Source organism: Clostridium sardiniense, assembly GCF_016907995.1.
In the GTDB taxonomy this organism is placed as follows: Bacteria; Bacillota; Clostridia; order Clostridiales; family Clostridiaceae; genus Clostridium; species Clostridium sardiniense.
In genome coordinates, this window is record NZ_JAFBDA010000012.1 from 113,932 (window position 1) to 120,112 (window position 6,181).

The following is a 6,181-nucleotide window of genomic DNA, read 5'->3' on the forward strand; positions in this document are numbered from 1 at the left end:
AGGTACTACTATGGAGATAGGAAGAGTTGTAGGAAATTTATGGGCTACAAGAAAAGATGAAAAACTTAGTGGTCAAAGGTTTCTAGTTGTAAAAATTTTAGAATCTAAAGATACTGTGAAAAATGGGTTATATGTAGCTTGTGATAGCGTAGGAGCTGGGAATGGAGATTTAGTTTTAATAACTAAAGGTGGTGCAGCAAGACAAGCAGTTGGTTCAAAGGATGTACCAATTGATGCGACGATTGTTGGCATAATAGATTCCCTTGATATAGACGATGAATAAGAGTATAGGGTCAATTGAATTTAGAAGCATAAGCAAAGGGATAGAAATTGCTAATGAGATGGTTAAGAGGGCAAATGTAGATGTGATTTACGCAAAAAGTATATGTCCTGGGAAGTTTATTATAATGATAAGCGGAGATGCTTCTGAGGTTCATGAGTCCGTTAATTATGGGTTGAATTTTGATAAAAAGTATATAGTTGATTCTTTTATTTTAAATAGAGTTCATGATGATATAGTAAATGGTCTAAAAAATAGATATAAATCAAAAGATATTGAAGGCTTAGCCGTTGGAATTATGGAAACAAACAAAGTTTGTGCTGGATTAGAGGCATTAGATAAAGCTTTAAAATCTGGAGATGTTAATTTAGTTAAGCTTCAATTGGCATTTGCAATTGGTGGAAAATTAGTTTATATATTATCGGGTACGTTAAGTAGCGTAGAGCATTCTATTAATACAGCTATTGAGGAAGTAGAGTCTAAAGATATAGTAGCAACTTCAATTATTCCATCTCCAGAAGTGGAGTTTATTAGACACATAATATAATTTGAGGGGGAAAGCAAAATGAGTATTAATGAAATTATCATTTACATAATGGTATTCTTTATGGCTTTAGGAGCTATAGATAAATGTTTAGGAAATAAATTTGGGTTAGGTGAACAATTTGAAGAAGGAATAATGGCTATGGGTTCACTTGCAGTTGCAATGGTTGGAGTTATTTGTTTAGCACCTGTACTTGCAAATGTATTAAGACCAGTAGTTGTACCAATTTTTAATGCATTAGGTGCAGACCCTGCTATGTTTGCGGGATCAATACTTGCAAACGATATGGGTGGAGCTCCTCTTGCTATGGAACTTGCAACTAACCCAGAAGCAGGTTTATTTGGAGGATTAATAGTAGGAGCAATGATGGGACCTACTATAGTGTTTACTATACCAGTAGCACTTGGAATTATTGAAAAGAGAGATCAAAAATATTTAGCTACAGGAATATTAGCTGGTGTTATAACTATACCAGTTGGAGCTTTTGTTGGAGGATTAGTTGCAGGCTTCCCAGCAATGATGGTTCTTAAAAACTTAGTTCCAATAATAATTTTTGCAGCAATAATTGCTCTAGGACTTATGAAATTTGAAAAAGCTATGATAAAAGGATTTACTTACTTTGGTAAAGGGGTTGTAGTTGTTATAACTTTAGGTTTAGCTGCGGCTATTATAGAGGCATTAACAGGAATAGTAATTATTCCAGGAATGAATCCAATTAGTGAAGGAATTGAAATAGTTGGAGATATTGCAATAGTACTTGCAGGGGCATTCCCGCTAGTATATGTAATAACAAAAGTATTTAAGAAACCTTTAATGGCACTTGGAAAAGTGCTTGGAATGAATGAAATTGCAGCAGCAGGAATGGTTGCAAGTTTAGCTAACAGTATTCCTATGTTTGGAATGATGAAGGACATGGATAATAGAGGTAAGATTATAAATGTTGCATTTGCAGTTTCAGCAGCATTTGTATTTGGAGATCATTTAGGATTTACAGCAGGATTCAATCAAGATATGATTTTCCCAATGATAGTTGGAAAGTTAGTTGGAGGAGTAACAGCTGTTATATTAGCTATGTTTATAGCAAATAAAGTATTATCAAAAGAAGAAGTTACTAAATAGGGTAAGGAGAAGAAGTAATATGGATATGAATAATTTAGACAAATCATTATTAGAGAAATTAGTAAGACAAATAATAGAAGAAAAAATTAATGGATCAAATGATTCAGTAGATTTTGAAAGACATAAAGATATAAGTGGAATAACTTCAGTAAAGCTTCAAACTGTTAAAGTTGATGAATCAAATAGATTAGATACAGGAAACCCAAATGATGTAGTTTATACTAAAGATGTATTCAACCTTAAAGAAAGTGAAAGATTAGGTTGTGGAATGATGGAAATGAAAGCTACAACTTTTGATTGGACTTTAAATTATGATGAAATAGATTATGTTATTGAAGGTCATTTAGATGTAATAATTGATGGTAGAAAAATATCAGCAGATGCAGGAGAAATAATTCTTATACCTAAGGGCTCAAAAATACAATTCTCAGTTCCAGAATTTGCGAGATTTATGTATGTAACATATCCAGCAGATTGGGCATCACAAAATTAAGGTTATAAGTTTATTTAAATACATTTACAAATAACACTTCTTTAAAAATCCCCTTTGAATAAAACTCAAAGGGGATTTTTTAGCTTTACTTAATAAAGGATACTATATTATATAAAAATAAAGCATACTATATTATATATATCTATAGTTAGTGGAAGGAATTATTATGAAAAGAATAAAAAAATTTGTTATAATAATATTATTACTGACAGTTTTTGGAGGATATTATTATATATCATATGCTAATGATGATGGTGTTATAAAGTATAAAACTTATAAAAATGAAAGATATGGATTTTCTATAAATTATCCGAGCTTTCTAGTAGAGGATAAACCATCTACCAATAATGAAGGAGTACTTTTTAAAAATAAGGATGGTACAGAAGAGTTAATAGTGTTTGGATATAATAATATTGAAAATAAAAGCTTAAATGAAACTTATGATGAAGAAGTTAGTTTAATAAATGATATAAAATATAAGAGTATGGGTGATAATTGGTATGTTATATCATGGGAAGAGGATGGAAGTATATATTATAAGAAGGTAGTAGTTGGGAAAAGGTCAACAAATATATTTTCTTATAAATATCCAAGCCATAAAAAGAAATTATATGATGAAATAATAGAAGAGGGAATAGAAAGTTTTAAGACACCTCTTATTGATGAATATAACTAATTTATTATAACTAATGAATAGAGATTAATTTACTATATAATTGGAGGGGTTTATGAAGAGAAAAGTAAAGGAAATAGTATTTTCTTTATATATGTTTTTATTTGCATTAGTGACAAGTGTATTATTTGTATTAAATGCAACTATAATATATAGAATATGTATATCAGCTTTTAAATTAGAAGAGAGTACTGGAGTTTCAGCAAATGCACTTATGGAGGATTATACAAGGGTTATTAATTACTTAAGGAATCCTTTTAATAATAGTCTTAAGTTTGAGAATTTTCCTATGAGTGAACAAGGATCATATCATTTTTTTGAAGTTAAAAACATATTTTTTGTAATAGAAATTTTATTTTTTATATTTTGTATTATAGCTATAATACTTTATACAATGAATAGGATAAATGTTTTTAGTTTTCCAATGAGAAGTCTTAACTATTTATTCAATACTACAATAATAATATTTGTATCACTTTTAGTAGGATTTTATCTTAATTTTAATTATGTATTTAATAAGTTTCATGAAATATTCTTTAATAATGATTATTGGATATTCGATGAAAGAACTGATCCTATAATTACGGCATTACCAGAAGAATTTTTTATGATTTGTGGAATAGCATGTATAGTATTTACTATAGGAATTGCATTAGTTTCAAAATTAATATATATAAAATATAAAAGAAAAACTCTAAAGTTATAGTACTCTAGAGTTTTTCTTTTATATTATGTTAAAATCCTTTAAGCATTTATATATGGATTCTTCAGTAGATGAAAAATAGATAGAATTATTTCTTAATTTCTCATTTGATATTCTAAGGTCTCTGTCTTCATCTTTAAATCGTTCAGAGTCTTTAATAAGGAGTGAGCCTTCTCTATGTTTAATATTGAGAAATTCTAAAACTTTAAGAGCTACATCATATGTTGAAAGATTATTTTCACTTCCAAAATTGTAATCTCCATAAGGTGATTCAAGTAATTTTTCAAAATTTTCTATAACATCATAAGCATAGCTTATCCCACGAAATTCATTTGGAGAAAAGGCTATAGGATCATTTTTAATGATGCTATTTAAAATATTATATAGAATATTTTTATTAGTCTTTTTATTTTTCTCAGGTAATGAGAATAGCCAAGTTAATCTTAGATTATAGTGAGAATCTAAGATTTCTTTTATTGATTTTTCAGCTTTAAGTTTAGATACACCATAAACATTATTTGGATAGGGAATAGTTTCTTCAGTATAAGGTCCTTTTTCTAAATTACCATTATAAATTTGGTCACTACTTGCAAATACAAGAGTAGAATTATTTAAGCTACATCCTTTAGCTATATTAACTGTACCTCTAAAATTTACTTTTTCACAAAGACTAGGATCCTTTTCACAAATAGCGGTATCAGAAATAGCAGCAGAATGAAAGACTATATCAATTTTATTATTTTTAAAGAAATTAAATACTTTATTTTCATCTGTAATATCTAAAAAATTATGAGATCCTTTTATTACTTCATATTTATCTTTATAAGTCTCTATAAATCTAGAAGATAAAAAGCCATTACTTCCTGTAACTAAAATTTTTTTCATAAAACGCCTCTCCTTAATACTTTATAGTAATATTTTAAATTTAAAGTTAATAAAAAACAATTAAAATGCATGAAAGTATTTAGAAGCTTAGGAATTAAAAGCAAAATAAAGAGCAGTATATTGCACTGCCCTTTTATATAAAAAAGTTAACATTCAACGAAAATAGGTGCTTCTATTAAAGTTGCAAAAATAAATTCATGTCTATGTCCATCATTACAGCTTGTAACGCCATATACAAAATGAACATGTCTGCCGTCTCCAACAGGAATTGCAGGACCAGTACAAACTTCTATAAAATGAAAATGGTCGAAGAAGTCAGTTCTTGTACATATTTTATGGACATGACTGTCTCCCTTTCTTATAGCTTGTCCACTTACTCCAGCAAAGCGATGATTATGAACATCATCTGATCCTAATTCAGCTAATCTTACACTTCCTAAAAATTCATGAACGTGTCTTTGACTATCATCATCACAATGTGATCTCATAAAATCAACTCCTATATATTTTAGTTATAATACATAATATACGGGAAGTAGAATAAGTGTTACTATTTTTCATAATATTTTATAGGATTAAAGAAGGCTATAATAGGAATAGAGTTATTTATTATAAGATATTAAGTATAAATCTCTTAATGAATCATAAAACTTTAAGGAAGTTAAGTAAAACAAAGAGTAGCATATATGCTACTCTTTTATATTTTATATTAGAAAGTTAATCTTAAACAAAAATAGGTGCATCTATTAAAGTTGCAACAATAAATTCATGAACATGGCCATCTTCCTCTTCTGTAGTGGCAAATACAAAGTGTACATGTCTACCTTCTCCAACAGGAATTGCAGGGCCAGTACGAACCTCTATAAAATGGAAATGATCAAAGAAATCAGTTCTTGTACATATTTTATGAATATGACTATTTCCTCTTGGTATAGCCTCTCCAGTAACACCAGCAAAACGATGGTTATGAACATCATCTGTACCTAATTCAGCTAATCGTACACTTCCTAAAAATTCATGAACGTGTCTTTGCATATCATCATCACAATGTGATCTCATAGAATCAACTCCTATATATTTTAGTTACAATACATAATATACAGAAAGTAGAGTAAGTGTTACTATTTTTCATAATATTTTATAGTATTAAAAATATAATAATCTATAAATAACAGCTAAAAAGTAAAAATAATAAAAAATATATTTTATAGTAAATTAATATTATAAAATAACAGAAGTTTGAATATTTATATAATGAAATAATGACAGGTTGAAATCAAGAGTAGAGGATGTTTAAATGAAATCAATATTAAAAATAATGGTTAATATAAGTGTATGTTTATTAATTTTTTTAGCAGTAGCTTTTATAGAAGAAGTATTTGAAAAAAGTAATACTTCAGTATCTGTTAGAAATAGTATTCTAGTTTTAATTTATATAATAGGAGCAGCTTTATTTGTTATAAGAGATTTTTTAAAGGTACAAA

The 6,181-nt window shown here is 28.1% G+C and carries 10 protein-coding genes; 7 read left to right on the forward strand and 3 right to left on the reverse strand.

From position 1 onward, the window contains the following. The first annotated feature begins 10 nt into the window (after positions 1–10). The 6 genes from JOC62_RS11540 to JOC62_RS11565 all read left to right on the forward strand — a co-directional run bounded on the left by JOC62_RS11540 (position 11) and on the right by JOC62_RS11565 (position 3,815). Positions 11–283, forward strand: a complete 273-nt coding sequence (locus JOC62_RS11540; RefSeq protein ID WP_204595424.1) for a EutN/CcmL family microcompartment protein — start codon at positions 11–13, stop codon at positions 281–283. Next, the gene (locus JOC62_RS11545) at positions 276–827 is read left to right on the forward strand and encodes a BMC domain-containing protein (RefSeq protein WP_204595425.1); all 552 of its coding nucleotides are present in this window, start codon (positions 276–278) and stop codon (positions 825–827) included. Before JOC62_RS11540 ends, JOC62_RS11545 begins: the two co-directional genes overlap by 8 nt. 18 nt (positions 828–845) lie before the next feature. Then, the gene (eutH, locus tag JOC62_RS11550) at positions 846–1,943 is read left to right on the forward strand and encodes an ethanolamine utilization protein EutH (protein ID WP_204595426.1); all 1,098 of its coding nucleotides are present in this window, start codon (positions 846–848) and stop codon (positions 1,941–1,943) included. Positions 1,944–1,968: 25 nt separating this feature from the next. Continuing rightward, positions 1,969–2,436: a cupin domain-containing protein gene (locus JOC62_RS11555; RefSeq protein ID WP_204595440.1), complete on the forward strand. Its 468-nt coding sequence runs from the start codon at positions 1,969–1,971 to the stop codon at positions 2,434–2,436. A 166-nt stretch (positions 2,437–2,602) separates the two neighbouring features. Further along, a complete protein-coding gene (locus JOC62_RS11560; RefSeq protein ID WP_204595427.1) occupies positions 2,603–3,112 on the forward strand; it encodes a hypothetical protein in 510 nt (169 codons plus the stop codon). Between the two features lie 52 nt (positions 3,113–3,164). After that, entirely contained in the window at positions 3,165–3,815 is a 651-nt protein-coding gene (locus JOC62_RS11565) for a TIGR01906 family membrane protein (protein WP_204595428.1), read from the forward strand. Between the two features lie 18 nt (positions 3,816–3,833). Here JOC62_RS11565 and JOC62_RS11570 read toward each other — a convergent pair whose 3' ends face one another. The 3 genes from JOC62_RS11570 to JOC62_RS11580 form a co-directional block, all read right to left on the reverse strand. Beyond that, the gene (locus tag JOC62_RS11570; RefSeq protein WP_204595429.1) at positions 3,834–4,697 is read right to left on the reverse strand and encodes an SDR family oxidoreductase; all 864 of its coding nucleotides are present in this window, start codon (positions 4,695–4,697) and stop codon (positions 3,834–3,836) included. Positions 4,698–4,843: 146 nt separating this feature from the next. Next, on the reverse strand, positions 4,844–5,185 hold the full coding sequence (locus JOC62_RS11575) for a YmaF family protein (protein ID WP_204595430.1): 342 nt from the start codon (positions 5,183–5,185) through the stop codon (positions 4,844–4,846). 235 nt (positions 5,186–5,420) lie between these two features. Beyond that, positions 5,421–5,756: a YmaF family protein gene (locus tag JOC62_RS11580; RefSeq protein WP_204595431.1), complete on the reverse strand. Its 336-nt coding sequence runs from the start codon at positions 5,754–5,756 to the stop codon at positions 5,421–5,423. 238 nt (positions 5,757–5,994) lie between these two features. Here JOC62_RS11580 and JOC62_RS11585 point away from each other — a divergent pair. Next, positions 5,995–6,181, forward strand: a 187-nt coding sequence (locus JOC62_RS11585) for a hypothetical protein (protein ID WP_204595432.1), incomplete at its 3' end; no start/stop codon positions are given.

Excerpts from the sequence above, each read along its gene's own strand:
- JOC62_RS11575 (WP_204595430.1), bottom strand. The coding sequence starts at position 5,185 with ATGAGATCACATTGTGATGATGATAGTCAAAGACACGTTCATGAATTT.
- JOC62_RS11580 (WP_204595431.1), bottom strand. The coding sequence starts at position 5,756 with ATGAGATCACATTGTGATGATGATATGCAAAGACACGTTCATGAATTT.
- JOC62_RS11555 (WP_204595440.1), top strand. The coding sequence starts at position 1,969 with ATGAATAATTTAGACAAATCATTATTAGAGAAATTAGTAAGACAAATA.
- JOC62_RS11545 (WP_204595425.1), top strand. The coding sequence starts at position 276 with ATGAATAAGAGTATAGGGTCAATTGAATTTAGAAGCATAAGCAAAGGG.
- eutH (WP_204595426.1), top strand. The coding sequence starts at position 846 with ATGAGTATTAATGAAATTATCATTTACATAATGGTATTCTTTATGGCT.
- JOC62_RS11560 (WP_204595427.1), top strand. The coding sequence starts at position 2,603 with ATGAAAAGAATAAAAAAATTTGTTATAATAATATTATTACTGACAGTT.
- JOC62_RS11540 (WP_204595424.1), top strand. The coding sequence starts at position 11 with ATGGAGATAGGAAGAGTTGTAGGAAATTTATGGGCTACAAGAAAAGAT.
- JOC62_RS11565 (WP_204595428.1), top strand. The coding sequence starts at position 3,165 with ATGAAGAGAAAAGTAAAGGAAATAGTATTTTCTTTATATATGTTTTTA.
- JOC62_RS11570 (WP_204595429.1), bottom strand. The coding sequence starts at position 4,697 with ATGAAAAAAATTTTAGTTACAGGAAGTAATGGCTTTTTATCTTCTAGA.